The sequence below is a fragment of the Mesorhizobium sp. WSM1497 genome, from assembly GCF_001672455.2.
In the GTDB taxonomy this organism is placed as follows: domain Bacteria; phylum Pseudomonadota; class Alphaproteobacteria; order Rhizobiales; family Rhizobiaceae; genus Mesorhizobium; species Mesorhizobium ciceri.
Genome location: NZ_CP021070.1, coordinates 427,623 through 454,050, shown reverse-complemented (window position 1 = coordinate 454,050; position 26,428 = coordinate 427,623). Strand labels below are relative to the sequence as shown.

The following is a 26,428-nucleotide window of genomic DNA, read 5'->3' as shown; positions in this document are numbered from 1 at the left end:
AGCAACCATGCGGGGCAGATTAGGCTTTGTAAAATTGAATGAATTGTGTCTTCATTGCGGCGGCTGGCGGGGGCTGGAAATCGCGAATCGAGAGGGGACGCGATGCGGCATGTGAAGAACTCGCTTCCGAACAGTCGTTCGGCGGATGCGCAGGTGACAATTGCTTCGCAATGGCGAAAGCCGCATCCGTTACATCCGTGGCTTATTAGCATCCTCTCAACTACAGCTTTTGCGTTGCTGCCCAACTCCGCCGCGTTTGCCGCATGCGTGCTGGCTCCATCCGCCGGAAACACCGTCTACACCTGTGACAGCGGCGACTCAGGCGGCAGCCTCACCGATCTCGACGGCGACAACACGCTGAATTTTCCCGCCGGCGGCACCGGGCAGATATCAGGCAATGTGACCTTTGGCGTCGGCACGGACCGCATCGACATGCAGTCAGGCACCATAACCGGCACCGTCGATCAGGGTGGCGGCACGGATTTCTTCAAAATTGGCGCGGGCACCGTCACCGGCAATGTCCAGCAGGGCGCCGGCATCGACGACTTCAACATGAGCGGCGGCCAGATCGGCTCGCTCAACCAGGGCGACGGCCTCGACACCTTCACCATGACCGGCGGACGCATCGTCGATTTCTTCGACGATGGCGACCACGCCGTGATGACCGGTGGCCGCATCGGCCGGGTCAACATGAAGCTCGATCAGAACTATTTCAACATGTCAGGCGGCACCATCGACCGCAACCTCGTCACTGGCTTCGACAAGGACACGATCATCCTGTCGGGCGGCACCATCGGCGGCAACATCAGCGTCAGCGGCGGCAATGACAGCGTCACGGTCACCGGCGGCACGGTCGGTGGCGATATATTGATGAGCTTTGGCGCCGACAATTTCGTCTGGAACGGTGGCGGCATCGTCTATGGTTCCGTCGATCTCGGCGGCGATAACGACACCGCCAGGCTCAGCAACCTCACCAACGCCAATCTCGGTGCCACGGATGCCATATCAGGTGGTGCCGGCACCGATGCGCTGACCCTGGACAACGTCAAACTGGATGGCGTCAGCCGGCTCCAGAACTGGGAAAGCATCGACGCCACCAATGACACCCAGCTGACGATGGACAGCAATCTGGTGCTCGGCGACAGCGGCACCGGCACGGGTTCGCTCAGTGTCGATGCCGCAAGCACGCTCTATGGCGGCGGCTTCAATGCGGCGATCCAGGCGTTTACGGCAGGCCAGCTGGCTCAGGTCACCAATGCCGGCCGCATCGACCTGACCAATGGCAGCACCGGCGCCACCGACAGCCTGACGATTTCGGGCAATTATGTCGGCCTGGGTGGCCTGCTGCTTATCCAGACCGAGCTCGGTGACGATTCCTCCGCATCCGACAAGTTGGTCCTGTCGAGCGGAACGGCTTCCGGTTCGACCGGCATCTCCGTGGTCAATCTCGGCGGCGCGGGGGCTGCGACCACGCAGGACGGCATCATGGTCATCCAGGCAATCAACGGCGCCACCTCGGGCGCCACGACATTCGCGCTCGACGCCCCGGTCGCCGCCGGGGCCTTTGAATATTATCTGTTCAAGGGCGGCGTCAGCGCCGGCAGCGAGGAGAACTGGTACCTGCGCTCGACGCTGAACACGCCGGCCCCGCCGGCCGCAGCCCCGCCGGCGCTGGAGCCTGCTCCGCCGCCGGCACCTGAGCCGCCGGCGGCCGAACCGCCGCCGCCGCCGCCCATCGACCCTGCGCCGCCGCCTCCGCCGGAATCCACCCCCGGCGATCCCGATCCGGTTGATCCGGCGCCGCCGGTCGTGCCGACCGATCCGCCGCCCGCGACACCACCGGCACCACCACCGGCACCAGTGGCGGATCCGCCCCCGCCGCCGCCGGTGGTGCCAACTGAGGTGCCCGACCTGCCGACACCGGCGGCGGGCGAGGAAATCCTGCTCTATCGCATCGAGGTTCCGGTCTATTCGGCCTTGCCGCCGGTCGCCGAACATCTGGCGATGACGACGCTCGGCACATTCCACGAACGGCGCGGCGAGCAGAGCCTGTTGTCGAACACCGAGCTGTCGCCGGTCTGGGGCCGCATCTTCGGTCAGGACAGCAAGATGGCCTATTCAGGAACGGTATCGCCGTCCTTTGACGGCACCCTGTTCGGCCTCCAGGCGGGCTTCGATCTGTTCGGCCGCGAAACCGCGTCGGGCCAGACCGATCGCGCCGGCCTGTTCGTCGCCTATGCCAGCATGAATGGCGACGTGCGCGGCCAGGCGCTGGGCAGGGACAATCTGTCCGTCGGCAGCATGGATATCAACGGCACCAGTATCGGCGGCTACTGGACCCGGATCGGTCAGGGTGGCTGGTACCTGGACGGCGTCCTCATGGCCACCTTCTTCGGCGGCAACGCAACATCGTCGCGCGACATTGGCATCGACGTCGGCGGGACCGGCGTCACCGCTTCGCTGGAAGGCGGCTATCCCATCGCGCTGGCGCAAGGCTGGACGCTTGAACCGCAGGCGCAACTGGTCTGGCAGCAATTGTCGCTCGACGATGCGTCGGACCGCTTTGCTTCGGTTTCCTTCGATACGGACGGCAGCGTGACCGGCCGGCTCGGCGCACGGCTGCAAGGCGAAACAGCGATCAATGGCATGGCGCTGCAGCCGTATCTCAAGGCCAACATCTGGCACGATTTCGGCGGCACCAGCCATGTCAATTTCGACACCACCGACATCTCGACCGAGGGCAGATCGACCTCGTTCGAGTTCGGCGGCGGCGTGATTGCCAAGGTGACGGACAAGGTCAGCATCTTCGCCACCGGCGACTACACCACCAATCTCGGTGGCGACAAGCGTCGGATCCTCGAAGGCAATCTGGGCTTCAGCGTCAAATGGTAAGGCCGGTCATGATCCCGAAAACCAGTTTCGGGATCATGATCAAAAAGACAGCTTAATTGCTGGAACGCATCGCCATCGTGGCGATGCCGGCGCCGACCAGCAGCGTGCCGCCGGTGCGGTTGAAGATGCGGATCGCCTTGGGATTGCGCACCACGTTGCGTGCGCGTGCCGCGATCAGCGCATAGCCGAAGGCATTGGCGAAGGCGAGCGCCAGGAAGGTCGTCTCGAAGATCAGCATCTGCGTCCAGAAATCGGCGTGCCGGTCGAGGAACTGCGGCAGGAAAGCAACGAAGAACGTGATGCTTTTCGGGTTGAGCGCGGTGACCAGCCAGGCGTGCGCCATCATCTTGGCCGAGGAGACCGCGTCGGTGCGCGGTTCGGCCTTCAACGCGCCGCCGGCGCGAAACAGTTTCACGCCAAGATAGATCAGATAACCGGCGCCGATCAGCTTCAGGATGGTGAAGACGGTCGCCGAGGCCGCCAGCAGCGCGCCGATACCCAGCATCGACAACGTCATCGCAGTGAAATCCCCCAACGCCACGCCGACGGCCATCGGCAGAGCGGTACGCCAGCCCTGGCCCAGCGCATAGGACACGACGAGAAGGATGGTCGGTCCCGGAATGATGAGAAGGATCGTCGATGCGGCAGCGAAGGCGGCCCAGTTTTCGAAGGACATGCTCGTCTCCTTTGAGCTTAAAGAAGAGGATAAATCCTTAGGCCCGGGAGAATGTAAAGAGGCGATTTCCCTAACTGCGCCTGCGGCAGATCGGTGTCAGTTCGCGCCGCTCAGCGTGCTCACGATATCGGCCAGGCTGACATTGGCACCGAGAACGGTAGCCGCCGCGACAATGGCAGCGGCAAAAAGCTTGATGTCGGTTTTTAAGGTCTTGCACATGGAGGCCCCTCGCTGATGGTTCGAGGAGTAGGAGACGCCGGCGCCGGGAATATGACTCGACCGAGGTCTTTTTGTGCAGCAGCCTGCGCTCAAGTTCAGGCAAGAAGGTCGAACATCGTCAAGGCCATGCGCAAATGCAGGCTGTGCAAGGTCTTCACGCTTTATCAACTATGAATGAGGAAAATGCCCGCTATCCGGCCGGACCGTGCTTCCCGCCGACAGCGTAGGGTCTGGGTATATGCGTGAGTTGCCGCAAGGTCTGACGCCGCCGCGAAATGGCGACGCAATCGAAACCGATCATCATCTTTCCCGCCGCGCCATCCTGTCCGGGGCAGGGGCGCTTGCGCTGCTGAGCGCCGCCGGTTGCTCGACCTCGGGCGGCGGCCTGCCGGCGCTCGAGCTCGACGACGTCACCACGGGTTCCGTGCGGCCGATCCGGCCAAGCATCAGCGTCGACAAGAACGTCACCAGCCCCGGGGTCATGTATGCCGGGCTGACCGACGGCGGCTTCAACGTGCCGGAAGTGCCATATCTGAAGGTCAAGCCGGAATTCCGCCGCCAGATCGTCGTCGACACGACAGGCGAGGCGCCCGGCACCATCGTCGTCCATCTCAAGGAGCGCATGCTCTATCTGGTCCAGCCGGGTGGCGATGCCATTCGCTACGGCGTCGGCATCGGCAAGGACGGTTTCCGCTGGTCCGGCCGCGCCAACATCCAGTACGGCAGGGAATGGCCGACCTGGACGCCGCCGCCGGAGATGATCGCCCGCAAGCCTGAACTGGTGAAATGGCAGGCCGGACAGCCCGGCGGCCTCACCAATCCGCTCGGCGCGCGTGCCCTCTACATCTACCAGGACGGCAAGGACACCGGCTATCGCATCCACGGCTCGCCCGAATGGTGGAGCATCGGGCAAGCGATGTCGTCGGGCTGCGTGCGCCTGATCAACCAGGACATCATCGACCTCTACAGCCGCGTCTCCAAGAAAAATCCGGTCGTCGTCGTCTGACGCTTATGCGGCGTGTTGGCGCCGCTCGAAACTCCCGTTGCGCGATGCGGCAAGACAGGCCAAGGTGCCTTGAAAACCATCGCGCCGGGAGAAATCAAGCATGGCTGGAACGTTTGTCATCGCGCAGGGCGGCGGCCCAACCGCCGTCATCAACCAGACGGTTGTCGGGGCGACGCTGGAGATCCGCAAGCGGCATCCCGGTGCCAAGGTGCTGGGCTCGATCCATGGCGTGCGCGGCATCCGTGACGGCAATTATGTCGACCTTTCCGCCATTCCGGAAGACCGCCTGCGGCTGATTGCCGGCACGCCGAGCGCCGCCCTCGGCTCGACGCGCGACAAGCCCGACGCCACCTATTGCGATGTCATCCTCAACGGCCTGAAGAAGGCCGGCGCCGACGCCTTCATCTATATCGGCGGCAACGACACGTCGGGTACCCAGCAGATCCTGACCGACGCCGCCGGCGGCTCAATTGCCTTTGTTCATGCGCCAAAAACCATCGACAATGATCTCGAGGAAAACGACCACACGCCGGGCTTCATTTCGGCGGCCGAGTTCGTCGCCGGCGCCTTCCTGTCCGTCGATCTCGATTTTCGCGCGCTGCCCGGCATCTATGTCGGCATCGTCATGGGCCGGCATGCGGGCTTCCTGACCGCGGCTGCCGCTGCCTGGCAGCTCGACTCCGACAGCGGCCCTCATCTCGTCTACGTGCCCGAGCGGCCGTTCTCGGCCGCTGGCTTCATCGACGACGTGCGTGCCACGCTCGATCGCCACAAGCGCTGCATCGTCGCCGTTTCGGAAGGCGTCAGCACCGCCGACGGCAAGGCATTGGTCGAAAGCCTGGTGCCGCCGGACAAGCTTGAGCGCGACGCGCATGGCAACGTCAAGCTGTCGGGCAGCGATCTGCCGGCCGCACTCGAGCGCGCGTTGGCGGAAGGCCTGCCCGGCAAGCGTGCCCGCGTCGACGCGCTCGGCTACATGCCGCGCGGCTATATCGGCGCCATCAGCGCGGTCGACGCGCAGGAGGCTTTCGATGCTGGCGCTTTCGCCGTCACCGTCGCCGAACAGGGCGGCGGCTCGGTGGCGCTGCAATATGACGGCACCAGAACGGTGCTGAAGAAAGTGCCGCTCAAGAACGTCGCCGGCAAGACCCGCCACATGCCTGACCATTTCATGAAGCCCGACGTCAATCAGCTGTCGGATGCCGGCATGGCCTATCTCAAGCGGCTGGTGCCGGAAAAGTACAAGGTCGGGAAGCCCTTCGTCTGATGCCGGGCTCACACCTGATGCCCGGCTCACTTCGTATGCCGGACTCACACTTGATGCCGAGCTGGTTCAGCAGGAGCGTGGTCGACGGCAAGACGACGATGCTGACCGAGCCCTTCGTGCATGCCTATGTTCGGGCCAATATCTGGCATCTGCGCGGTCGCGATGCCGACCTGCTCGTCGACACCGGTATGGGCATCTGTCCGCTGGCGCCGCAGATCGAGACGCCGCAGGGCAAGCCGTTGCTGGTCGTTGCCACCCACATCCATCTCGACCACGTCGGCTCGCTGCATGAATTCCCGTTGCGGGCCGGGCCAAGAATGAGCGCGGCTCGGTTCGAGACCATGGATGAGGCCGCGACTTACGCCTACATGTTCCACGACCTCGAGGGTGCCGTCTCGAAACTGCCGGCGCCCGGATGGAAGTCGGCCCACTACAGGATCCCGCCCGCGCCGTTGACGCGAACCCTGGACGAGGGCGATGTCGTCGATCTTGGCGACCGGCAATTTCGCGTGCTGCATTTGCCGGGCCATTCACCGGATTCGATCGCGCTGTTCGACGAGGCCGACGGACTGTTCTTCAGCGGCGATGCCATCTACGACGCCATGCTGATAGACGACCTGCCGGATTCCGACCGGGCCGCCTATATCAGTACGATGCGGCGCCTGCTCGACCTGCCGATCCGTATCGGTCATGGAGGACACGGACCGAGCTTCGACGGCAAGCGCATGCGCGAGATTGCTACGGCCTATCTCGGACGAACCGCCGGTGGCTGAGGCTCCAGCGAGGCAGCAAGGCGTGACCCGACGACTTTGTGACCCTGCCGCCGTGCGGATATTAAATCTTCGTAAGGTCGCCCGAAAACCCTAAATCGGGCCAATCCGCGCCCTAGATGCAAGGCCGTCGATCCGGTTGGCTGCCATGTAGGCGAGACGGGCAATTGCAACCTCGACACGCCGATGACCGATTTCCCGCATGGGAGGCCACGGCGCTGGATCAACTCTCGCCCGGACAAACGACCATGTCAGATATCCTTCGTAGGCATCGCGTCGCGGCCTTGCTGGGCGCTGCGCTGATCATATCCCCCTTCGTCATGTCTTTCGCCCAAAGCGCGGGCAACACCGTTCCGACGACCCAGACACCTGTCGCCGGCATCACAGCGCCCAATGGCTCGTTCGCACCCATCGTGGCCGCCGACAAGCCGGCGGTGGTGACGGTCACCACCGTCATGAAGGCACAGCCTGAAACGATGAGCGATGCCTCTCCTTTCGACGGCGGCTCGCCTTTCGACGACTATTTCCGCCAGTTCTTCGGTGACCAGGGCATGCCGACGCCCAAGACGCCGCCGCAACAGCAACCGCAGCGCGCCGAGGCGCTGGGTTCCGGCTTCATCGTCGCCTCCGACGGCACCATCGTCACCAACAATCACGTCATCGATGGGGCCTCTTCGATCAAGGTGACGCTCGACGACGGCACCGAACTTCCGGCCAAGCTCATCGGCCGCGATGCCAAGAACGATCTCGCCGTGCTGAAGATCAAGTCGGACAAACCCCTGCCGACCGTCAAATGGGGCGATTCCGACAAGCTTATGCCAGGCGACCAGGTGCTGGCCTTCGGCAACCCGTTCGGCATCGGCACCACCGTCACGGCAGGTATCGTCTCGGCGCGCGGCCGTGACCTGCATAGCGGGCCGTTCGACGATTTCATCCAGATCGACGCGCCGATCAACCACGGCAATTCCGGCGGCCCGCTGGTGGATGTCGCGGGCAATGTCGTCGGCATCAACACGGCGATCTATTCGCCCAATGGCGGCAGCGTCGGCGTCGGCTTTGCCATTCCGTCGGACCAGGCCCAGAAGGTGGTGGCCAAGCTGATGAAGGGCGGCTCCATCCAGTACGGCTATCTCGGCGTTCAGATCCAGGAGGTGACACCGGATGTCGCGAGCGCCATCGGGCTCGACCATCCCGGCGGCGCGCTGGTTTCAGAGGTCAATGACGGCTCGCCGGCGGCCAAGGCCGGCATCGAGACGGGTGACGTCATCACCAGCTTTGCCGGGCAGGAGGTAAAGGACCCCAAGGACCTGTCGCGGGCGGTCGCCGATGTCGCGCCGGGCGCCACGGAAACGGTCGATGTCTGGCGCAAAGGCAAGCCGATGCGGATTTCCGTCGATGTCGGCCAGAACAGCGCCGATGCGAAGACCGCGTCGCTGGATGACGGGTCCGACACGCCCAGTGCCGGGCGCGCTCCGGCGATAGGGCTCGGCTTGATGGATATAACGCCCGACATTCGCCAGCAGATGAACCTAGCCGGCAAGCAGCACGGCGCGGTGGTTGCCAGCGTCAATCCCGACAAAGCCGCCGCCGCTTCCGGAATACAGGCCGGCGACATCATCGTTGCCGTCAATCAGGTGCCGGTTAAGAACGCCAGGCAGGTAACCCAGGCAATCGCGCAAGCCGGCAAGTCTGGCCGCAAGTCGGTGCTGTTGCTGGTCGAGCGTGGCGACGCTCAGATCTACATCGCGGTGCCTTTTGCCAATGGCTGAGTAATGGCCTTGACGTGAACGGGACCGGCAGGGTTCGTCGGCGACGATCCCCTCCGGCCTCCGCCCGTCAAGATTTTGGTTGCCCGCCACGACATCTTCGAGAACATTGCATCAGGCTGATGTCGGCCCGATGCAGGAGATTGCCGCGATGGTCACCCGAGGTTTCTCTTCAGGACGGCGCCCGCCAACCGATGACGATGCCCGCATCCCGCCCGGCCAATATCTGGAACAGGGTTTTCCGGTGCTGTCGGCCGGTCCGACGCCGCGCGTGCGCACCGAGGATTGGTTTTTCACGCTGAAACATGGGCCACGGCCGATCAAGAAATGGAACTGGGCCGAGTTCAACGCGCTGCCGTTGACCAAGATGACGCGCGATATCCATTGCGTGACCGCATGGACCAAGTTCGACACGCCGTGGCAGGGCGTGCTGGTCGACGATATCCTTGCCGACGCGGGTGTGGAGCCGCCGACCGGCTTCACGCTGGCGCACGCGTTCGACGGTTACACCACCAATGTGCCGGTCAAGGATCTCACCGCCGGCAAGGCCATGGTCGCGCTGCTCTACGAAGGCAAGCCGATCACGCCGGATCATGGCGGCCCGGCAAGGCTGCTGGTGCCGCATCTCTATTTCTGGAAGTCGGCCAAATGGCTGAACGGCCTGCAATTCACCACGCGCGACGAGCCCGGTTTCTGGGAATTGCGCGGCTACCATATCTATGGCGACCCATGGCGCGAGCAACGCTACACGGACGATCCATGAGCGATACGGCGGCAGTGCAGTCGCCCTGGCAAACAGCCGGCATCGTCCGCATAGAAAAGCGCACGCCGCGTGTCACCAGCTTCTTTTTTCAGCCGTCTCGGCCCTTCGCCTATCGCGCCGGGCAGCATGTCGACGTCAGGCTTACGGCGCCGGATGGCTATCAGGCGCGCCGCTCCTATTCCATCGCCTCCGCGCCCGAAACGAATGGCGCAATCGAACTGGCGATCGAAAAACTCGACGATGGCGAGGTTTCGCCCTTCTTCCACGAAGTCGCGGCAATTGGCGACGAAATCGAACTGCGCGGGCCGCTTGGCGGGCATTTCGTCTGGCCGAAGGATGAGAGTGGGCCGCTTGTGATGGTCGGCGGCGGTTCGGGCGTCGTGCCCTTGATGTCGATGATCCGCCACCGCGCCGCACGGAATTCAGCGGTGCCCGTCGTCCTGGTCTTTTCGGTCCGGGTCTGGGACGAAGTGATCTTTCGTGACGAGCTGATCGCCCTCGACGAGCGTCAGGACGGCTTCGAGCTGGTGCTGACACTGACCCGCGAAGCCGCACGCCGCCCGGCCGACTATGCGCGGCGGGTGGACGTCGCGATGATGGCGCAAGCCATGGCGCGGCTGCCCGAGCCGCCCGGTCTCGCCTTCGTCTGCGGCTCCAATGCCTTCGTTTCCGCGGCAGCCCAGGCGCTGATCGATGCCGGCGTTGCAGCCGAAATCATCCGCACCGAACGCTACGGAGTTTGAGCGGACGCCGCCTTGCGAGAAAGGTTCGTCGGATTCGCCTTCAGCCGATCGGCAAGAAACCCGCCGACAGCAACTGGAAAGGCAAGGCGCCATAGGCGGCCACCGTGGCCGCGTCGTTCCACTCGCGAAACTGTCGCGATGGTCGCGCCTCGAGCGTCAAGGCAACTCGCGCGCCGTCGAGCGTCACCTTGCCGCGAAAATGCAGCACGCGTTCCCTGCCGGATCGGCTGATAGCCACGGCACGCAGGCGAGCGATATGCTCGCCACCGTCATTGATCTCCATTTCGATGCGGCGCCGGACCGGCGGAACGCCGATCCTGACGGTGATGTCGAGCATCATGTCGCCGGTCGTTTGCGGACAGGCGATGGCCTGCGAAAACACCAGAGGCGCCGATGCGGCTTGCGGCTTGCCCGCGGCCGGTCTCCCGCGCCAGGGTTTGGCGGGCGGCTCCTGCTGCAACCGGCCCTTCTTCCGCTTCAGGCGCAACTGCTTGGCAAGGCCGCGCGACAGCCAGACCAGACCGCCGAAATCCGTGCGCGGCTTGGCTTGCAGAACCGACGACCAACGCGACAGGCCAGCCCGGTCGGCCATCTCGAAGATTCTGGCCATTGTCCGTTCCGGCACCGGAATGCCGATCTCGAACGCCAGATAGGATAACGCCACCGCCGCTGGAACCGCCAGGCCGCGTCTTCCGACGATGTCGAGGAACATCCCCCAATCGACGTCTTCGGCATGGATGGCGACCGCGCAGTCGACAAGCCAATCGCTGTGGGTGTGGGCGTCGAGGCCGCCATGGGCGATGGCCAGTGCCATGCGATCGGCCGGCGATGGCACGAAGACCGCGACGCCGCTGAATTGTGCCGGGACCGCCCGTTGCCAGATCGCCAGGTCGTCTTCCGCGCTCGTCTGCGACCCATCATAGCCGAGCTGGTGCAGGTCGATGTCGCCGAAACGGCCCTTGAAGAAATTCATCGACCGCAGCGACGCCAACCGGGTTCGCAGATATTGCGCGCTGACGCCCGAGGCGATCTGCCAGTCGCGGTCGCGCAAGATGTCGAAGACGGCAGCCATGTCGCGCGGGCGCACCAGTATGTCGATGTCATGCGCCACCCGACCACGCTGCGCCGACGCGTTCAAGGCAATGCGGCTGGCGCCCTTGATCAGCATGATGTCGGCGCCGCCGTCGGCCATCGCCTTCAGCGCCGGCTCGGCCTCGCGCATCGCCATGCGCGACTTCGTCCACAGCATCTTCTGCAGGCCGACGAGGCGCGGGTGGGCGGTATGCCCGGCCAGTTTTCTGCCGAACCTGTCGGAGATGGCGGCGAGCAGACGATGTTCTCGAAACGAGACGAGGTCGATGTCGTTCTCGTCGAGCCAGCGCGCGGCGCAGGCAGCGGCTGCGTCCTCATCGGAGAGCAGCGCCGCCTTCAGCAACAGGTCCAACTGGCCGGTGGGCCACGACCAGCCATAGTCCGGGAAGCGGCGGCTGATGCGGCGAACAGGCCTGGCGTTCAACTGGAGCCCGCCTTGTTCTGGGCCCGCCGCTGCATGGCGAGCCTTGCGACCTGGATATAGCCCCGGTCGCGTGCCGGATCGCGGCCGTAGGAAAGGCTGCCCGGACGGATGCGGCGCAATGCAAGCACGTCGTCGAGCATGGCAAGTACAAAGCCTGCCTCACGAACCCGGGCGATCCAGTCGATCATCTCGCCGCGACCGCCTGGTGGATCGATGATGGGACCGACGCTCTGCACCACCTCCTGGCGGATCATCATCGTCGTGCGCGACCAGCCCGCTCCACTGGCCGCATCGGGCAAATCGGGGCTGTCGCCGCGAAACGTCCGCCAATGCGTAAAGACGCCCGCTGTCCCGGGATGACGGTCGAGATAGGCCAGCTGCTTTTCGATCTTGTCCGCCAACCATAAATCGTCGGCATCGAGCGTCGCGATGAGCGGCGTCGAGAGTGCCGCAATGCCACGGGTCGTTGCGCTGCCGGGTCCGGTATTGTCCTGTCGCAGCACCGTCACCGGCAGGTTCATCGCATCGATCACCGCGGCCGAATCATCGGTCGAACCGTCGTCGACCACGACGATGGCCTCCGCCTTTGCCGTCTGGGCCAGAACGGAGTTCAGGGCCGCGCCTATGGTGGCGGCCGCGTTGAAAGCCGGAATGACGACGCCGTAGCCTGCCATCAAAGGAACCGCCACTGCGCGAGATCCTTGAAGTCGAAGATCCCCTCCACCCGGCGCAAGCTGGGATCGGCCTTGCGACGCTTCATCGACTTGTGAATGGCGCGCATGAACTCGCGAAAGGGCACATCGGCTTCCTTGGTCATGTTGCCGGGATGACGCCTGTAATAGAGAGCCACCGTATCGGGCATAACGTATTTTGCCTGGCTCTCAAAGATACGCAACAGATAGTCGGTGTCCTCGGCCTGTTTGAAATCCTCGTCGAAACCACCGGTGCGCTCGATGAGGTCTCGCGCGAAGATCCCGGCGGACAGGTGGATCCCCCGCACGGTGATGGAGTGGCTGTCGGCGGCCGGTTCCAGTGTCTCGCCATCTATCTTGTCGACCAGCGTCATGCGCGAATAGGTCAGCTCGAGGCCAGGATCCTCTTCGAAGCAGGCGAGATCCGCCTTGAAGCGGCCTATCGGGGAGATGTCGTCCGAATCGAGAAACGACACCAGACGCGTCTGCGGCAGCAACTGCTTCAGCCCGGCATTGCGCGCCTTGGTGACCCCGCCATTGATCTGCTGGAAAAGACGAATGCATGGGGCCTCGTCGATCAACGACCGTACGACGGCTGCCGAGCCATCGGTCGACCCGTCGTCGATGACGATGATGTCGAGATCGATGTCTTCGCGCTGCCTGAGCAACGAGCGCAGCGCCAGGCCAACGAATTGTTCGCGATTGTAGACCGGCATGATGACGCTCAGCCTCATCGGCGTCTCCAGCAGCGTTGCGGGCTTGGCTGATCCGAGCCGATTGTGTCGAGCATCATGGCATCCGCCAATCGGCGGGACTCTTCAATTCGAAGATGCCCTGGACCTCTCGCCGTGACGGATCGGCCTTGCGCCGCCGCATCGACTTGTGGATTGCACGCAAGTGGTTGCGGACCCTGCCGCTATGTTCCTTGGTGACATTTCCGGCGTGGCGTCGGCGTCGGTAGTAGATCGCGACGGTGTTCGGCAATTCGTAGCGCGGACCGGTTTCGAAGACTCGCAACAGATAATCCGTGTCCTCGGACTGCTCAAAGTCCTCGTCGAAATGGCCGATGCGATCGACAAGCGCTCGACTGAAGAGAGCGGTGCTCAGCGAAATTCCGCGAAGCGTCATGGTACAGCAGTCCGCCTTCGGCTCGAGCTTCTCGTCGTCGATCCGGTCGACCAGCGTCATCAGCGAATAGGTTAGCTCAAGCCCGGAGGTAGCCTCGAAGCGGGCGAGATCGGCCTTGAACCGTCCGGCCAGCGAGATGTCGTCAGAATCCAGGAATGACACGAACTCCGCATCCGGCGGCAGGTGCCGCAGCCCGGCGTTGCGCGCCCTGGCCACGCCCATGTTCGATTGCTGGAAGAGTCGGATGCAGGGGTTTTCGCGCATCATCGAGCGTACGGCCTCAGCAGAGCCGTCGGTCGAACCGTCGTCGATGACGATGATGTCGAGATCGGCGGCGTCCCGCTGCCGCACCAGCGAGCGCAATGCCGAAACGACATAGCGCTCACGGTTGTAGACGGGCATTATCACGCTCAGTTTCACGAAGCGCCCCGCACAAGAAAGTCCGCAATCGTGCCGGCTATCTCCTGTGGCTGCGTCCCCAGCGACAGACGATAGCACGGCAGCAGGCGGGTCAGGTCGCTGAAGAAGCGAAAGCCGCTCTCCCGCTCGCCCGGCATCTGCGCTATGCCGGACGGCGCCAAGGCAATCATGGCATCCCTGCGCGACACCGGCACGATCGAACTTGCCCCGCCTCCGCCGATATGTGGCACCACCAGCGCAACGATGTCCAGAGTTTCGGGCACCGGCCGTGGCGCAATGTCGTCAATGTGAAAAGCATGCTTGCCTTGCCAGTTGAGCGGACCGTGCGCCTTCAGCCGGTGCTTCAGCCCAAGTCGCGCGAATCCCTGGGGATCCTGCTTGAGTGTTGAAAACAACGGGCGGGCAGTCACGCCGTTGGAGAGGTCGACCAGCACATAATCGTCGCCGACGCTGTCCAGCCCGTGGAGGAGGCCGGCGGCGACGGTCCCGGATTTCCCGGCGCCGCCCGCGCCGGCCAGCAGTACGCCCCTGCCTTTGGTGCCGAGCGTCCCCGCATGGGCCAGCCGCATGCCACGTGCCGCATATTCCCAATGGAGGAAGGGGCGCAGCGGCGCTCCCGGCTCCCACGGTGGAAAGGCATCGGCCGAGGCCATCAATTGCACGCCAACGCGACGTTGCGGATCATAGAACTGCCAGAAATCCAGGTCATGGAAATGGTTGCCGCGCAATCCGGCTTCCGCCAGCCTTGTGGCGAAGCCATGCTGTGTGAAGGGTCCTTGGCCCCATCTGGCCGGTGCCGCGATGCCGTCAATGCCGGGATGTGCGACGAAGATGCGGCAGAGGTCGGCAGGCGCTCGGTTGTCCGGAGCCGTGACAAAGCCATGAGCGAAGGCATCCGCCAACGCGCCGGCACTCACAAGCGCGGTCAACTCCAGATGCGGCAAGCCCACCTTGCAGGTCAGTGGATAATGCGCGGCGCTGCTCTGCGCTTGCGCCAGGACATGACGTGCGTAGTCAGTCAGGTTTTCGAGAGTGACGTTTGGCATGGTCTGCCTGTTCCGGAGCTGTCCGGCAACGAGAGCCTGGCGGGCGCCTCAGTTGGCCTGCTTCACCGCGGGCCAGCCGAGGGGCTCCTCGACCTCGTGGATGGGATCGACGACAATGAGGTCGGCAAGGTCGTCATGGATGTCGACCTTGAGGGGCTCGCCGGCAGCGGCGAGCTGAGCCAGCAATTCGCTGGGAACCGGTCTTGCCACGCCATCGGTTGCGGCCGCCAGCAAACCGAATTCGAGCAATTGTGAAACAAAGCCGTCAATCGCGGCGGCATCGAGGGCGCCAATTCCGGTCGCGGCGCCGACCAGTTCGGAGGCAGGCACGCCGGACGACAGTGCATCCCAAAGCCTGCTGCCTGAATCAGAGAAGCCGAAATATTTACCGGTGGTCAGGTCGAGAACGACGGCTTCGCCATCGAAGGATTCAAAGACGATATCCTTGCTGGCAATGGCATATACGCCGGATTGTCGCATGTTTGCTCCCCGCCGAAGCAGGCCGCGGAGATGATCTTCGGGCCCTACGGTCAACCCCACCGTTGCAGGCGTCTAACCATTTGCAGGGTTTTTGGCAAGATGGCTTAGGCCCGGGCGAGCGCAGCTGCAGGCCGCGCGGGCATGGACAGTCTCTGACCGTGCCTGCCGGTCACGCCTCGATTTCAAGCGCTGAAAGCGGCTTCGAGCAACAGGCGAGGATAAAGCCGTCCTCGATTTCGTGATCGAGGATGCCGCCATTGTGGCTCATCTCGACGTCGCCCGCGACCTTCCTCACCTTGCAGGTGCCGCACAGGCCGAACTCGCAGGCGGCGGGAATCCGCACCCCCGAGGCGCGTGCCGTCTGCAGCACCGTCTGGCCGGCGACGCATTCGGCATCGACATCGGAATGCGAGAACCGGATCGGTGTCACGGCCTCCACGGTGGCAGCGGCGCCGTCTTCCGCCGGCGGCGAGAACGGCGCCGGGATCTCCTCCACGGCAGGCGCGGCAAAGCTTTCCTGATGGTATTTCGCCATGTCGAAGCCGGCGGCGTCCAGCATGCCGCGCACGGCGCGCATGAAAGGATCGGGGCCGCAGCAGAAAATCTCGCGCTCGCGGAAATCGGGCGCCAGCAATGGCAGCCGGATCGCGTCGATGCGGCCCATATGGCCGAACCAGCCCTCGCGGCTCGACCGCTCCTCGATCATGAAGCCGAGCGACAGCCCAGGCATGCGGCTGCCGAGCAGTTCGAGCTCCTTGCGGAAAATGATCTCTTCCGGGCGGCGCGCGCAGTTGACGAAGCCGACATCGGTCCATGGGGCGCAGTCGTTCAGCCAGCGCAGCATCGACATCATCGGCGTCACGCCGGAACCGGCCGAAATGAACAGATATTTGGCGGCCGGGTGGCTGTGCAGCGAGAAGTCGCCGGTCGGCCCATAGGCCTTGACGTGCGAACCGGGCGTCAGATGGTCGAACATCCAGCGCGTACCGGTGCTGCCCGCCTGCGCCTTGACCGTCACCGCGATCGAGAACGGCCGCGACGGCGAGGACGACAGCGTGTAGGTGCGCATCAGCGGCCCGTCCGATGTCGGCAGTTCCAGAGTCACGAACTGCCCCGGTTTGTAGCGGAACCAGGTCTGGTTGTCGGAGCGGAAGGTGAAGGTCTTCACGTCAGGCGCTTCGTCGCTGACGCCGATCACTTCCAGCACCTGCAGCCTGTCGTTCCAGGGCGTCATCTGGTCGAGATGGCGATAGAGGCCAAGGTCCGTCATCGCATTCATCCTCTTGTCCCCTGGGCTAGGCGACGCTGCGCAGGGCCGGCCGGCCGCCTTCGGCAAGGCGCGGCCCGATGAACGACGCGTACCACTCGACGAACTGGATCACGCCGCCCTCATGCAGCTCCGAATAGGGGCCTGGTTCATAGGCCGGCGACAGGATGCCGAAGGCGTTTTCCTCGACGATGCGGCGGTCCTGGTCGTTGGTCTCGGTCCAGACATGGGTGAGCTCAGCGAGGTCGTAGTCGACGCCTTCGACCGCATCCTTGTGGACGAGCCATTTCGTGGTCACCGCGGTTTCCGTGGCACTGATCGGCAGCACGCGGAAGGTAACGGCGTGGTCGCCGAGGATATGGTTCCAGGTCGTCGGATAGTGATAGAGCAGCAAGGAGCCGATGCGGTCGGTTGAAACGCTGTCGGACAGGTTCTTCTGGACCGCCCGTTTTCCCGTCATGGTGTAGCTGACGGCATCGCGCAGCAGCGGCGCGCGGGTGGCGCGGTACTGCCCTGCCGGATCGATGCGGAATTTGCTCGGCAAGCCTGATGCCTCGCATCTGGCCCAGTGTGCGACCATTTCAGGGTCGCTGTCGGCGCCATGGACGCCGGTTACGGTTGGAGCCTCGGGGAAGGTCTTGCACAACTCGGGATGATTGGCGGCGCAGTGGTAGCACTCGCGGTTGTTTTCCCAGACCAGCTTCCAGTTGCCCTTCTCGACGATCGTGCTCTCGAAGGCGATCTTTGCTTCACGCAGCCGGTGCGGCAAAAGATAGGGTTCGATCATCGCCCGCATCGGCGCGAAATCTGCCGGTTCCTTGGCCAGGCAGATGAAGATGTAGCCGCCGACGCTCTCGCAGGCGACCGGCTTCAGGCCGAAATCACTCTTGTCGAAACCGTCGGCCATCTGGCGGGCAAACAGCAGGCGGCCGTCCAGCTCGTAGGTCCACTGATGATACGGGCAGACGAGCTTTGCCGCGGTACCCTTCTCCGTGTTGCACACGCGGCTGCCGCGATGGCGGCAGGAATTGTGGAAGGCGTTGATCTTGCCGTGCTGGTCGCGGACAAGGACGACCGGATAATCGCCGACCTGCACGGTGATGTAGCTGCCCGGCTTCGGCAGTTCGCAATCATGGCCGATGAACAGCCAGTCGCGATACCAGATCAGCTCCATGTCGAGCTTGAAGTAGTCCGGATCGGTGTAGAAGGGCTGCTCCAGCGAAAAGCCTTGCCGGCGCCCCTTCAGGAGCCTCAGCATGTCGTTGCGGATATCCATGTCCTGTCCTCGTTCCTAAGGACTGAACTGGTGGTGACGGAGGAAGGATTGAAACACAGGCCGGCTGTGTGCCGGACATGCGCTATCCACCTCTTGACCGCCCACCGCGATCAGTCGAGTCTAAAAATCTCGGGCTGGTTTCCGGGCTCTGGAGTTGTCCTTGCGGACCATCGCGACACCTTCCCAGGCGGTTGCCCAGTGGTCTCCCGTTGCGACTTGAACTCCACCACCGTTGCGGGGGCAGCGCCGGATTCTGACCGGCTTCCCAATTCTCCGCCTCGTCGTCACGAAGCGGCACCTGAGATGGTATGATCTAACCACGATCGCGGGCGCGCCGTCGGCATGAAAACGACATCGTATCCATGCGGCGCGACACGGCATGCGAAACGCTACTGCAGATCGTCGCGGGCCGAGATCCCACCTCCCGGGCGGCCATTTGCCGGCTGCGATCTTCGCGAATCCGACCCTTCGCGGGGGTCAAAAAAGGTTAACGGTTTCGAAAAGTGACTATTAGCTTGCTCTAAAATCGAACCGAACGGTTCGTTTCTGTTGACGGTGCGTGCAGGACGGTGTGAACGCTGGGCCTCTGAAACAGTCAGTGATCCATCAGGTGGATACACCTAACGCACTGATGTGAAGAAGAAAAATGCATCCGTAGATTCCGTTGGCACAATTTCAAGGTGTGGATTCATGGTCCACACGGAACAACTTCGTGATTGGAAAAGACGACCTTGCCCTCCCACATCGGGGCTGTCCGAACGACGCGATTTCATTTCCAAGACACGCCGCTAGACGGACGGAAAAAGACGATACTGGAGTACCAAAAATGAAAAAGATCATTCTCACTGCCGCAGCCCTTCTGGCCATTTCCGGCAGCGCCTTCGCTGGTAGCGACCACTACGGTTCGAACGCCGCGGCAGCCACTGCTGTCGACAGCTCGTACACCGCTTCGACCAAGAAGTCGGAACCGGCTGCTCAGGCGCCTGCCCAGGGTGCTGACCGCAACCTCTTCGGCAACAACTAACAGCCGATTCCCAGTTTTCCGGTCGACGGCGGGCTCGCCCGCCGCCCTGGCGAAATTCAGACATTCAGGAGTATTCAAGATGAACAAGATCCTCATTGCTGCCGCCGCCGTTCTGGCCATCACCGGCAGCGCTTTCGCGGGCAGCGACAACTACGGTTCGAACGGCCCGAACCAGCCTGCCGCCGCTGTGGACCAGTCGTACACGGCTTCCACCAAGACCTCGGAACCGGCTGCCCAGACGCCCGCTCAGGGCAGCGACCGTAACCTCTTCGGTCGCTAACAACCAATTTCGCAACCGACGGCAGCTGTGTCTGCCGTCCTGGCGAAATCCAGAATTCAGGAGACTAAAATGAACAAGATCCTTATTGCTGCCGCCGCCGTTCTGGCCATCACCGGCAGTGCCTTCGCCGGCAGCGACAACTTTGGCTCCAATGGTGCCAATCAGCCTGCCGCCACGACTTCGGTCGACAGCACGCGCACCTCTTCGGTACGCAACACCGGTTCGCCGGTTTACAAGCTGCTGAACTCGTCGGGTGACACCACCCAGAAGTCTGCTCCGCAAGGTGCCGACCGCAACCTCTTCGGCAACAACTAACAACCGAAGTCGATCTCCAAGTCAAAGAGCGGCGGGCCCGGCCCGCCGCTCTTTTTTGTGCCTGACACGGTAATTGCGGTTAAGCCGCCTTTGCTTCCACTTCATGCAACGCGAAAGAACGTCCATCCGCGTCGAAGATATGCAGGTCCTCGCCATTGGCGCTCAGCCGCAATGTCGAGCCGCGCTTGACCTCGACATTGCCGGGCAGCTTGGTCACCAGCGGCAGATCGGCGCGGCCGATGTCGACATAGACAAGCTGCACCTCGCCGAGTTGCTCGACATAGTCGACCGTCCCCTCGAACAGATAGTCCGCGCCGCTGGCGATGATCAGGTCCTCCGGCCGCACGCCAAAGCTCACCGCGGCGCCCTTTGCCGAAGCCGGCGTCGCAATCGGCACGGTCGCCTTGCGTCCGCCGACATGGCTGACGACGGTCGGGTTTCCGGTCTTTTCGATGGTCGCCGGCAGGATGTTCATGGCCGGCGAGCCGATGAACTGGGCAACGAACAGATTGCCGGGCTTCTTGTAGAGGTCCATCGGCGTGCCGACCTGCTCGATATGGCCGTCCTTGAGCACCACGATGCGGTCGGCCAGCGTCATCGCCTCGACCTGGTCGTGGGTAACGTAGATCATGGTCGTGTTGGGCATCGATTCCTTGAGCTTGGCGATCTCGATGCGGGTGGCGACGCGCAGCGCGGCGTCGAGGTTCGAAAGCGGCTCGTCGAACAGGAACACCTTCGGATTGCGCACGATGGCGCGGCCGATGGCGACGCGCTGGCGCTGGCCACCCGACATCGCCTTGGGCAGCCGGTCGAGATATTTGGTCAGCTGCAGGATCTCGGCGGCCTGGCGCACGCGGCGGTCGATCTCGGCCTTGTTCTCTTTGCCGATCTTCATCGAGAACGCCATGTTGTCGTAGACGGTCATGTGCGGGTACAGCGCGTAGGACTGGAACACCATGGCGATGCCCCGCTTCGACGGCGGCACGTCGTTCACCACTTCGCCGGCTATTCTGAGTTCGCCGGAGGTGATTTCCTCGAGCCCGGCGATCGACCTCAGCAATGTCGACTTGCCGCAGCCCGACGGGCCGACGAAGACGATGAACTCGCCCGACTTAATATCGAGGTCGATGCCGTGGAGAATGTTCAGATTGCCGTAGGACTTCTTCACTTGTCTTAGCGTGACATCGGCCATTGGTTTCCTCCAGTGATTGGAAATTCAGTCGAGACGCCCGAACCAGGCGCCGTAGCCGCCAAGCTCGATGGAACCGCTGCTCGCCTGCCCCGAAAATCCGTGCCCGGGCAGAGGTTGCAGCGATCGGCCGCCAAGGTCAACCTTGGCCCGCCCGGCTCCCAGATTGAAGACGCAGACGATCTGCTCGTTGCCTGCGCGGCGCGTGAAGGCGACGGTATCTCCCTCACTTTCGATGAAGGTGATGTCGCCCTTGGCCAGCGCCGGATGGGCACGCCGGAAGCTGAGAAAGCGCCGGTAGTGCTCGAGCAGCGAAGCCTCGTCGCCCTGCTGGACATTGACCGCTTGCGCCAAATGCTTGGCCGGCACCGGCAGCCAGGGTTTTGCCTGGGAGAAGCCGCCATTCTTGGCGCCGCCGTCCCACACCATCGGTGTGCGGCAGCCGTCGCGGCCCTTGAATTCAGGCCAGAAGCGGATGCCGTAGGGATCCTGCAAATCCTCGAACCGAAGGTCGGCCTCGCCGAGCCCAAGTTCCTCACCCTGATAGATGCAGACCGAACCGCGCAAGGACATCAGCAGCGCCGAGATGACCTTGAGGTAGGCGGTCGGGTCGGGCTCATTGGCGGCCCAGCGCGAGGCCGGGCGCATTACATCGTGGTTGGAGAAGGCCCAGCACGACCAGCCATCGCTGGCGACCTTGCCGAAGGATTCCAGCACCGAGCGGACCTTGCCCGCGCTGATCTTTTCCGGCGCCAGGAAATCGAAGGAGTAGCACATGTGCACGCGCTTGCCGCCGGCGGTGTAGGCGGCCACCACTTCAAGCCCACGCTGCGAATCGCCGACCTCCCCGACCGCTGCCGTTGCCGGATATTCATCGAGCAGGGCACGGAACCGTTCGAGGAAGCCGAGATTCTCGGGCCGGCTCTTGTCGTAGAGATGGTCCTGGTAGTTGTAGGGGTTGACCGCCGGCGCGGTCTGGTCGTTGCGCTCTTCCGGCGGCAGCGGCGGGTTGTTTTCCAAGCCCTGGCTGTGGAAGTAGAAATTGATGGTGTCGAGCCGGAAACCATCGACGCCGCGCTCCAGCCAGAAGCGGGTGACGTCGAGCAACGCGTCCTGGACCTCGTGGTTGTGGAAGTTGAGGTCGGGCTGCTCGGCCAGAAAATTGTGCATGTAATATTGCTGGCGGCTGGTGTCCCATTGCCAGGCCGAGCCGCCGAAGATCGACAGCCAGTTGTTGGGCGGCGTGCCGTCCGGCCTGGCGTCTGCCCAGACGTACCAGTCGGCTTTCGGGTTGCTGCGGCTCGACCGGCTTTCCTTGAACCACGGGTGGTTGTCGGCGGTGTGCGACAGCACCTCGTCGATCATCACCTTCAAGCCCAGCCTGTGTGCCTCGGCGGTCAGCGCGTCGAAGTCGGCCAGCGTGCCGAACATCGGATCGACGTCGCAGTAATCCGACACGTCATAGCCGAAATCCTTCATCGGCGACTTGAAGAACGGCGAAATCCAGATGGCGTCCGCACCGAGTGCCGCGATGTAGGGTAGCCGCCCGATGATGCCCTTAAGGTCACCGATGCCGTCGCCGTTCGAGTCCTGGTAGCTGCGCGGATAAATCTGGTAGATCACCGCGCCCCGCCACCAGTCGCGATCGATAGCGAGGTCAGGCTTCGAGCTGGCCTTCAAAGCGGATTGCATCGTCTCAGCCTCCTTTCACCGAGCCGGCAAGCAGCCCGCGGACAAAATAGCGCTGCAGCGAGAAGAACACGATCAGCGGCACGATGATGGTCACGAAAGCCGATGTCGTCAGAATCTCCCAGTCGCCGCCGCGTGAGCCCAACAGGGCGTTGAGCTTGGCGGTCAGCACGATCTGGTCTGCCTCCGTACCGAGGAAAACCATCGCCACCAGCAGATCGTTCCATACCCACAGGAATTGGAAGATGGCAAACGAAGCCAGCACCGGAAACGACAGCGGCAAGACGATCTTGACGAAGATCTCGAAATCGCTGGCGCCGTCGATGCGCGCCGATTCCATGATTTCGCGCGGCAGGCCGGCAATGTAGCTGCGCAGCAGGTAGATGGCGAAGGGCAGGCCGAAGCCGGTATGCGCCAGCCAGATGCCGAGATAGGTCTTCGACGGCATGCCGAAGAAAGCGCCGACGCCGTTGTAGAGCTTCAACAGCGGGATCAGCGACATCTGCAACGGCACCACCAGCAAGCCGATGATGACCGCGATCAGCAGCGCCCGGCCGGGAAACCGCATCCAGGCCAGCGCATAAGCGGCAAAGGCGGCGATCAGGATCGGGATGACGGTCGCCGGAATGGTGACGGTCAGGGAATTCATGAAAGACCGTCCGATGCCTTCGGAAAACAGCACGGTTTTGTAATTATCGGTGGTGAATTTCGGCGGCGCCGACGAAGCATAATAGACGCGCTGGCCACGATCGCCTTCGAACGCTTTCGGGGACTGCATGACGAAGCTGCCGTCGGCATTGAGCTGCAAGGTCACGCCGTCGCCGAGATCGGCTGTGGTGCCGGCGGGATACTGCGTCGGTGCCGCCGATTTGACCCCGAAGGCGCTGATGTCGCGCTTGGCGCCGTCGCCGAAGATATTGCCCTCGAGGACGAACTTGCCGGCCTTCTCGACTTGCGCCGAGGCGGGCGGCAGCCGGCCGGCTTCCGTCTGTGTGGAACTGGCGAACGAGTTCCACCAGCCCGAGGCGATGATCTGGTTCTTGTCGCGCAGCGACGAAACCAGGATGCCAAGGGTCGGTATGGTCCAGATCGCGACGAAGATGAGCACGGCGATGTGGACGCCGAAGCGGCTGGCGAAGGAATTTCCGGTCGCGACGGCCATCTCAATGTCCTCCCGTCTCTTTGTTCGCCTGGCGGATGTTCCAGACCATGATCGGAATGACCGCAATCATGATGATGATGGCGATGGTGGCGCCGCGGCCGAAATCGCCGCCGCCGCGGAACATCCAGTCGAACATCAGATTGGCCAGCACCTGGCTGTTCCACTGGCCGTTGGTCATGGTCAGCACGATGTCGAATACTTTGAGCACCAGAATGGTGATCGTGGTCCAGACCACGGCGATGGTGCCCCAGATCTGCGGCACCATGATCTTCCAGAAGATCTGGAACGGATTGGCGCCGTCGATGACGGCGGCTTCCAGCGTTTCCTCGGGGATGCCGCGCAGGGCGGAAGACAGGATGACCATGGCAAAGCCGGTCTGGATCCAGATCAGGATGATCATCAGGAAGAAATTGTTCCAGAACGGCAGCGATATCCAGACCTGCGGCTGGCCGCCGAAATGCTGGATGATGGCGTTGAGGATGCCGATCTGCGTCTGGCCTTCGCCGCGATACTCGTAGATGAATTTCCAGATCACGCTGGCGCCGACGAAGGAGATCGCCAATGGCAGGAAGATCAGGCTCTTGGCGATCGTGCCCCACCAGATCTTGTCGGTGAGCACGGCGATGATCAGCCCGAGGAAGGTGCAGGCAGCCGGCACCACCGCCAGCCAGACGATGTTGTTGAGGATCGAGTTGCGGAACTCGCGATCGCCGAACGCCCATTCATAGTTCGCCAGACCGACGAAACTGATGCCGCCGCGATCGAGGAACGACAGCCGCAGCGTCTCGACCACCGGATAGATCAGGTAAATGGTGAGGATGATCATCGCCGGGCCGACGAACAGCCATGGCCGGACCAACCCTTGCCGGCGCAGATTGTCGATGGCCGCGGCACCGGCGACGCCGCGTGACGGGAATATCAGGTCGACCAGTCTGTTGGCGCCCCAGAAATAGGCGACGCAACCGCCGACCCCGACGATGATGACGAAAATGGCCGAGAAAATCTGAGCCGCCATGGGTCCCTCTCCCCCTGCGCATGACCCGACAAGGAATGACCTTGGTGACGGGGACCAGGCGCCGATTCAGTTGTTTGGAGCGCGTCATCGGCGGCTTGCGCACATTACCGATCGCGCTTCATGTCAATGCGCTCATGACGAAAGGCTGCGGCACGGGCCGCCGTCGGATCCGGGCCGGTACGGCCCGGATCCAGTGCGAGAATGGTTGGTCGTCTAGTGCCGGCCGCTACTTGATCGCGTCCCAGCTCTTCTGGATGTCGGTGGCGACGTCCTGTGCGGACTTGCCGCCGACCAGATCGATCATGCCGGTCCAGAAGGCGCCGGCGCCGATCTTGCCCGGCATCAGGTCGGAACCGTCGAAGCGGAAGGTCGAGGCATTGGCGAGGATTTCGCCCTGTTTCTTCAGCGCGTCGCTGGCATAGGCATCCTTGTTGACCGACTTGAGCGGCGTCACGAAGCCGCCCTCGGCCATCCAGATCTCGTGGGCGAGCGGCATCTTCAGGAATTCGATGAACGCGCGCGCACTCTTGCTGTCCTTGGTGATCATCGCCAGCGTACCGGCGCCGAGCACGGGCGTGCCCAGTTCAGGCTTGGCGGCATAGGGCGGGAAGTAGAAGAAGTCCGCGTCCTGGCCGACCTTGGTACCTTCCGGGAAGAAGGTCGGGATGAACGATGCCTGGTGGTGCAGGTAGCATTTCGGCGGCACCGAAAAGAGGCCCTTCGGGCTGTCGCGGAAATCGGTCGCCGCAACCGCCTTGGCGCCGCCGTCGACCATCTTGTCGTCGGTCGCGATCTTGCCGAAAATGTCGATGGCACTGACCACCGCCGGATCGTTGAACGGGATCTCGTTCTTCACCCATTTGTCGTAGACCTCCGGAGGCTGGGTGCGCAGCATCAGGTCTTCGACCCAGTCGGTTGCCGGCCAGCCGGTGGCACCGCCGGAGCCGAGGCCGATGCACCACGGCTTGCCGCCATCGGCGATGATCTTCTTTTCGAGATCGGCGAGTTCTTCCTGGGTCTTCGGCACCTTGTAGCCGGCTTCCTCGAAATTATCCGGCGAGTACCAGACCAGCGACTTCACGTCGGCCTTGTAAGGGAAGGCGAAGAAGCCCGGCTTGCCGTCCTTGTCCTTGAAGGTGCCGAGATCGACCCATGACTGGCCGGCGCCGTAATTGTCCTTGACCCATTTGGCGGTGTCGTCACCGAGCGGCGTCAAAAGGCCCTTCGACGCCAGGTCCTGGATGAGGCCCGGCTGCGGCAGCACGGCGATGTTGGGCGGGCTGCCGGCCTGCGTGTCGATGACGATCTGCTGCTCGTAATTCTCCGAGGAGGAGTATTTGATCTCGACGCCGGTGGCTTCCGAGAAATAGTCGAGAACGCCGCGCACCAGGCCTTCGTCCTCGCCGCGCCACGGTCCGAAGATCGACAGCGTCTCACCCTTGAGGTCGACTTTCTTGAGCTCTTCGTAGTTCGCCCAGTTGAAGCGCTTGTCTTCGCCGGGCTTGAACTTCAGTTCGGCCTGCGCGGGCGCGTTCAGGGCGAACGTGGCAAACGCAGCACCCAGCAAAAGCATTTTCTTCATCGGTATTCCTCCCAGTGGGTCTCACACACCGGACGGAACCTCCATTCCGCCCGCCGACGCCGCAGGACTGTGACTCAGTCGGAAAGGAACCGCAACCTTTCGAAGAGTCTTCCAAAGCGCTTTGGCTTTTTCGATCACGCCATTGAATCGCGGGGAAGTCAAGAGGCTGGCGAATCAATCGATTTAGGTTCGCGCATTTGCGCCCTAAAAGTGCGTCGCAGCACGCTATTATGGCAGTGCAGCAG

At 63.1% G+C, this 26,428-nt stretch carries 25 protein-coding genes and 1 riboswitch; of the genes, 10 read left to right on the top strand and 15 right to left on the bottom strand.

Annotated features, from left to right (window positions below):
* Positions 1-102 precede the first annotated feature (102 nt).
* Positions 103-2,892, top strand: coding sequence for an autotransporter outer membrane beta-barrel domain-containing protein (locus A9K65_RS02080; RefSeq protein WP_084015537.1), 2,790 nt, complete (start codon positions 103-105; stop codon positions 2,890-2,892).
* 52 nt (positions 2,893-2,944) lie between these two features.
* Here A9K65_RS02080 and A9K65_RS02075 read toward each other — a convergent pair whose 3' ends face one another.
* Complete coding sequence (locus A9K65_RS02075; protein WP_013528284.1) at positions 2,945-3,568, bottom strand: LysE family translocator; 624 nt, start codon at positions 3,566-3,568, stop codon at positions 2,945-2,947.
* Between the two features lie 96 nt (positions 3,569-3,664).
* Complete coding sequence (locus A9K65_RS36445; RefSeq protein WP_013528283.1) at positions 3,665-3,787, bottom strand: hypothetical protein; 123 nt, start codon at positions 3,785-3,787, stop codon at positions 3,665-3,667.
* 238 nt (positions 3,788-4,025) lie between these two features.
* Here A9K65_RS36445 and A9K65_RS02065 point away from each other — a divergent pair, with 238 nt between their 5' ends.
* The 6 genes from A9K65_RS02065 to A9K65_RS02040 all read left to right on the top strand — a co-directional run bounded on the left by A9K65_RS02065 (position 4,026) and on the right by A9K65_RS02040 (position 10,102).
* Positions 4,026-4,793 (top strand): L,D-transpeptidase, encoded by a 768-nt coding sequence (locus A9K65_RS02065; RefSeq protein WP_024501964.1) that lies wholly within the window; start codon positions 4,026-4,028, stop codon positions 4,791-4,793.
* Between the two features lie 100 nt (positions 4,794-4,893).
* Entirely contained in the window at positions 4,894-6,060 is a 1,167-nt protein-coding gene (locus A9K65_RS02060) for a diphosphate--fructose-6-phosphate 1-phosphotransferase (RefSeq protein ID WP_064992874.1), read from the top strand.
* A 53-nt stretch (positions 6,061-6,113) separates the two neighbouring features.
* On the top strand, positions 6,114-6,833 hold the full coding sequence (locus A9K65_RS02055; protein WP_064992875.1) for an MBL fold metallo-hydrolase: 720 nt from the start codon (positions 6,114-6,116) through the stop codon (positions 6,831-6,833).
* A gap of 245 nt (positions 6,834-7,078) precedes the next feature.
* Entirely contained in the window at positions 7,079-8,599 is a 1,521-nt protein-coding gene (locus tag A9K65_RS02050; RefSeq protein ID WP_064992876.1) for a DegQ family serine endoprotease, read from the top strand.
* Between the two features lie 148 nt (positions 8,600-8,747).
* Positions 8,748-9,359 (top strand): molybdopterin-dependent oxidoreductase, encoded by a 612-nt coding sequence (locus A9K65_RS02045; RefSeq protein WP_027160999.1) that lies wholly within the window; start codon positions 8,748-8,750, stop codon positions 9,357-9,359.
* Positions 9,356-10,102 (top strand): FAD-binding oxidoreductase, encoded by a 747-nt coding sequence (locus tag A9K65_RS02040; RefSeq protein ID WP_013528277.1) that lies wholly within the window; start codon positions 9,356-9,358, stop codon positions 10,100-10,102. Before A9K65_RS02045 ends, A9K65_RS02040 begins: the two co-directional genes overlap by 4 nt.
* A gap of 40 nt (positions 10,103-10,142) precedes the next feature.
* On the opposite strand, the gene A9K65_RS02035 is transcribed toward A9K65_RS02040, so the two are convergent.
* The 8 genes from A9K65_RS02035 to A9K65_RS02000 form a co-directional block, all read right to left on the bottom strand.
* Entirely contained in the window at positions 10,143-11,618 is a 1,476-nt protein-coding gene (locus tag A9K65_RS02035; RefSeq protein WP_027160997.1) for a nucleotidyltransferase family protein, read from the bottom strand.
* Entirely contained in the window at positions 11,615-12,292 is a 678-nt protein-coding gene (locus tag A9K65_RS02030) for a glycosyltransferase family A protein (protein ID WP_064992877.1), read from the bottom strand. Before A9K65_RS02030 ends, A9K65_RS02035 begins: the two co-directional genes overlap by 4 nt.
* Positions 12,292-13,044, bottom strand: coding sequence for a glycosyltransferase family A protein (locus A9K65_RS02025; protein WP_063169807.1), 753 nt, complete (start codon positions 13,042-13,044; stop codon positions 12,292-12,294). The genes A9K65_RS02030 and A9K65_RS02025 overlap by 1 nt, the downstream gene beginning before the upstream one ends.
* A 55-nt stretch (positions 13,045-13,099) precedes the next feature.
* Positions 13,100-13,858: a glycosyltransferase family A protein gene (locus A9K65_RS02020; RefSeq protein WP_064992878.1), complete on the bottom strand. Its 759-nt coding sequence runs from the start codon at positions 13,856-13,858 to the stop codon at positions 13,100-13,102.
* Positions 13,855-14,904 (bottom strand): serine kinase, encoded by a 1,050-nt coding sequence (locus A9K65_RS02015; RefSeq protein ID WP_064992879.1) that lies wholly within the window; start codon positions 14,902-14,904, stop codon positions 13,855-13,857. The genes A9K65_RS02020 and A9K65_RS02015 overlap by 4 nt, the downstream gene beginning before the upstream one ends.
* 48 nt (positions 14,905-14,952) lie before the next feature.
* Positions 14,953-15,384, bottom strand: coding sequence for a PqqD family protein (locus A9K65_RS02010; protein ID WP_013528271.1), 432 nt, complete (start codon positions 15,382-15,384; stop codon positions 14,953-14,955).
* Positions 15,385-15,553: 169 nt separating this feature from the next.
* Complete coding sequence (locus tag A9K65_RS02005) at positions 15,554-16,654, bottom strand: hybrid-cluster NAD(P)-dependent oxidoreductase (protein ID WP_013528270.1); 1,101 nt, start codon at positions 16,652-16,654, stop codon at positions 15,554-15,556.
* Between the two features lie 25 nt (positions 16,655-16,679).
* Positions 16,680-17,927, bottom strand: coding sequence for an aromatic ring-hydroxylating dioxygenase subunit alpha (locus A9K65_RS02000; RefSeq protein ID WP_013528269.1), 1,248 nt, complete (start codon positions 17,925-17,927; stop codon positions 16,680-16,682).
* Between the two features lie 114 nt (positions 17,928-18,041).
* Positions 18,042-18,244, bottom strand: a riboswitch (cobalamin riboswitch).
* 509 nt (positions 18,245-18,753) lie between these two features.
* On the opposite strand from A9K65_RS02000, the gene A9K65_RS01995 reads away from it, so the two are divergent.
* The 3 genes from A9K65_RS01995 to A9K65_RS01985 all read left to right on the top strand — a co-directional run bounded on the left by A9K65_RS01995 (position 18,754) and on the right by A9K65_RS01985 (position 19,546).
* A complete protein-coding gene (locus A9K65_RS01995) occupies positions 18,754-18,951 on the top strand; it encodes a DUF680 domain-containing protein (protein WP_013528268.1) in 198 nt (65 codons plus the stop codon).
* Between the two features lie 79 nt (positions 18,952-19,030).
* Positions 19,031-19,231: a DUF680 domain-containing protein gene (locus A9K65_RS01990; RefSeq protein WP_013528267.1), complete on the top strand. Its 201-nt coding sequence runs from the start codon at positions 19,031-19,033 to the stop codon at positions 19,229-19,231.
* Positions 19,232-19,300: 69 nt separating this feature from the next.
* Positions 19,301-19,546, top strand: coding sequence for a DUF680 domain-containing protein (locus A9K65_RS01985; RefSeq protein ID WP_013528266.1), 246 nt, complete (start codon positions 19,301-19,303; stop codon positions 19,544-19,546).
* A gap of 79 nt (positions 19,547-19,625) precedes the next feature.
* On the opposite strand, the gene ugpC is transcribed toward A9K65_RS01985, so the two are convergent.
* The 5 genes from ugpC to A9K65_RS01960 form a co-directional block, all read right to left on the bottom strand.
* On the bottom strand, positions 19,626-20,738 hold the full coding sequence (gene ugpC, locus A9K65_RS01980) for a sn-glycerol-3-phosphate ABC transporter ATP-binding protein UgpC (RefSeq protein WP_013528265.1): 1,113 nt from the start codon (positions 20,736-20,738) through the stop codon (positions 19,626-19,628).
* Positions 20,739-20,762: 24 nt separating this feature from the next.
* Positions 20,763-22,427, bottom strand: coding sequence for an alpha-glucosidase (locus A9K65_RS01975; RefSeq protein ID WP_063169812.1), 1,665 nt, complete (start codon positions 22,425-22,427; stop codon positions 20,763-20,765).
* 4 nt (positions 22,428-22,431) lie between these two features.
* The gene (locus tag A9K65_RS01970) at positions 22,432-23,586 is read right to left on the bottom strand and encodes a carbohydrate ABC transporter permease (protein WP_064992880.1); all 1,155 of its coding nucleotides are present in this window, start codon (positions 23,584-23,586) and stop codon (positions 22,432-22,434) included.
* Position 23,587: 1 nt separating this feature from the next.
* The gene (locus A9K65_RS01965) at positions 23,588-24,601 is read right to left on the bottom strand and encodes a sugar ABC transporter permease (protein ID WP_064992881.1); all 1,014 of its coding nucleotides are present in this window, start codon (positions 24,599-24,601) and stop codon (positions 23,588-23,590) included.
* Positions 24,602-24,827: 226 nt separating this feature from the next.
* Positions 24,828-26,183 carry an ABC transporter substrate-binding protein gene (locus A9K65_RS01960; RefSeq protein WP_064992882.1) on the bottom strand — a complete coding sequence of 452 codons (1,356 nt, stop codon included), beginning with the start codon at positions 26,181-26,183 and terminating at the stop codon, positions 24,828-24,830.
* Positions 26,184-26,428 lie beyond the last annotated feature (245 nt).

Bases quoted from the DNA above. Each gene is read 5' to 3' on its own strand.
- A9K65_RS36445 (WP_013528283.1), bottom strand. From the start codon at position 3,787: ATGTGCAAGACCTTAAAAACCGACATCAAGCTTTTTGCCGCTGCCATT.
- A9K65_RS02055 (WP_064992875.1), top strand. From the start codon at position 6,114: ATGCCGAGCTGGTTCAGCAGGAGCGTGGTCGACGGCAAGACGACGATG.
- A9K65_RS02045 (WP_027160999.1), top strand. From the start codon at position 8,748: ATGGTCACCCGAGGTTTCTCTTCAGGACGGCGCCCGCCAACCGATGAC.
- A9K65_RS02080 (WP_084015537.1), top strand. From the start codon at position 103: ATGCGGCATGTGAAGAACTCGCTTCCGAACAGTCGTTCGGCGGATGCG.
- A9K65_RS01975 (WP_063169812.1), bottom strand. From the start codon at position 22,427: ATGCAATCCGCTTTGAAGGCCAGCTCGAAGCCTGACCTCGCTATCGAT.
- A9K65_RS02015 (WP_064992879.1), bottom strand. From the start codon at position 14,904: ATGCCAAACGTCACTCTCGAAAACCTGACTGACTACGCACGTCATGTC.
- A9K65_RS02005 (WP_013528270.1), bottom strand. From the start codon at position 16,654: ATGACGGACCTTGGCCTCTATCGCCATCTCGACCAGATGACGCCCTGG.
- A9K65_RS01985 (WP_013528266.1), top strand. From the start codon at position 19,301: ATGAACAAGATCCTTATTGCTGCCGCCGCCGTTCTGGCCATCACCGGC.
- A9K65_RS02065 (WP_024501964.1), top strand. From the start codon at position 4,026: ATGCGTGAGTTGCCGCAAGGTCTGACGCCGCCGCGAAATGGCGACGCA.
- A9K65_RS02030 (WP_064992877.1), bottom strand. From the start codon at position 12,292: ATGGCAGGCTACGGCGTCGTCATTCCGGCTTTCAACGCGGCCGCCACC.
- A9K65_RS01995 (WP_013528268.1), top strand. From the start codon at position 18,754: ATGAAAAAGATCATTCTCACTGCCGCAGCCCTTCTGGCCATTTCCGGC.
- A9K65_RS01990 (WP_013528267.1), top strand. From the start codon at position 19,031: ATGAACAAGATCCTCATTGCTGCCGCCGCCGTTCTGGCCATCACCGGC.
- ugpC (WP_013528265.1), bottom strand. From the start codon at position 20,738: ATGGCCGATGTCACGCTAAGACAAGTGAAGAAGTCCTACGGCAATCTG.
- A9K65_RS01970 (WP_064992880.1), bottom strand. From the start codon at position 23,586: ATGGCCGTCGCGACCGGAAATTCCTTCGCCAGCCGCTTCGGCGTCCAC.
- A9K65_RS02050 (WP_064992876.1), top strand. From the start codon at position 7,079: ATGTCAGATATCCTTCGTAGGCATCGCGTCGCGGCCTTGCTGGGCGCT.
- A9K65_RS02060 (WP_064992874.1), top strand. From the start codon at position 4,894: ATGGCTGGAACGTTTGTCATCGCGCAGGGCGGCGGCCCAACCGCCGTC.
- A9K65_RS02025 (WP_063169807.1), bottom strand. From the start codon at position 13,044: ATGAGGCTGAGCGTCATCATGCCGGTCTACAATCGCGAACAATTCGTT.
- A9K65_RS02010 (WP_013528271.1), bottom strand. From the start codon at position 15,384: ATGCGACAATCCGGCGTATATGCCATTGCCAGCAAGGATATCGTCTTT.
- A9K65_RS01965 (WP_064992881.1), bottom strand. From the start codon at position 24,601: ATGGCGGCTCAGATTTTCTCGGCCATTTTCGTCATCATCGTCGGGGTC.
- A9K65_RS02075 (WP_013528284.1), bottom strand. From the start codon at position 3,568: ATGTCCTTCGAAAACTGGGCCGCCTTCGCTGCCGCATCGACGATCCTT.
- A9K65_RS02040 (WP_013528277.1), top strand. From the start codon at position 9,356: ATGAGCGATACGGCGGCAGTGCAGTCGCCCTGGCAAACAGCCGGCATC.
- A9K65_RS01960 (WP_064992882.1), bottom strand. From the start codon at position 26,183: ATGAAGAAAATGCTTTTGCTGGGTGCTGCGTTTGCCACGTTCGCCCTG.
- A9K65_RS02000 (WP_013528269.1), bottom strand. From the start codon at position 17,927: ATGGATATCCGCAACGACATGCTGAGGCTCCTGAAGGGGCGCCGGCAA.